The sequence below is a fragment of the Pseudomonas sp. EL_65y_Pfl1_R83 genome, from assembly GCF_963970695.1.
GTDB lineage: Bacteria > Pseudomonadota > Gammaproteobacteria > Pseudomonadales > Pseudomonadaceae > Aquipseudomonas > Aquipseudomonas tritici.
Genome location: NZ_CAXAQI010000202.1, coordinates 1 through 548 on the forward strand (window position 1 = coordinate 1; position 548 = coordinate 548).

The 548-nt window shown below is 63.5% G+C and carries 1 protein-coding gene; it reads left to right on the top strand.

Translation table 11 applies throughout. The features are described from left to right. Positions 1-223: 223 nt before the first annotated feature. Positions 224-548, top strand: a 325-nt coding sequence (locus AACY08_RS28410) for a hypothetical protein (RefSeq protein ID WP_339472425.1), incomplete at its 3' end; no start/stop codon positions are given.

Sequence of the window (548 nt, forward strand, 5' to 3'; positions counted from 1 at the left end):
GCTCGCGCCGCAATTGATCGCGATCGCGCTGTTTGCGCCGCATGGGTCGATCCTCATGATCCTTGCGGCAGTCGCCTTTCTCACGGTTCTGGTGGTTACCTTTTTCCCGCCTGTCGAAGAGCGTGCGATCACGGCCGGGCCTTGACAGCGCGTTGTCAACGTTGTCAACAACGCGCCACGGATCCGCCGTTCAGGTGATGACCGGTTTTCTGGAGGAGGGGGCATGATCCCGAAGCTTGCGGTTTGCGCTGCATTTTCCGTTGTCGCCGGTGCAGGTGCGCTGCCCGCCGCTGCGCAGGTGGCGACCCCCGTCGTGCACCCCGCCCTCTGGCCCGAAGCCGTGTGGCCGGTGGCGGCAAAGCTCGATGACGAAGCGCGAATCGCGGCCCTGCTTAAGCATATGACGGTAGAGGAAAAGGTCGGTCAGGTGATCCAGGCCGACATTGCCAGCGTCACGCCTGACGACGTGCGTCGCTATCATCTGGGCTCGGTCCTCAATGGCGGCAATTCCGGGCCTGGCGGTGACGATTTCGCGCTCGCGCCGAAAT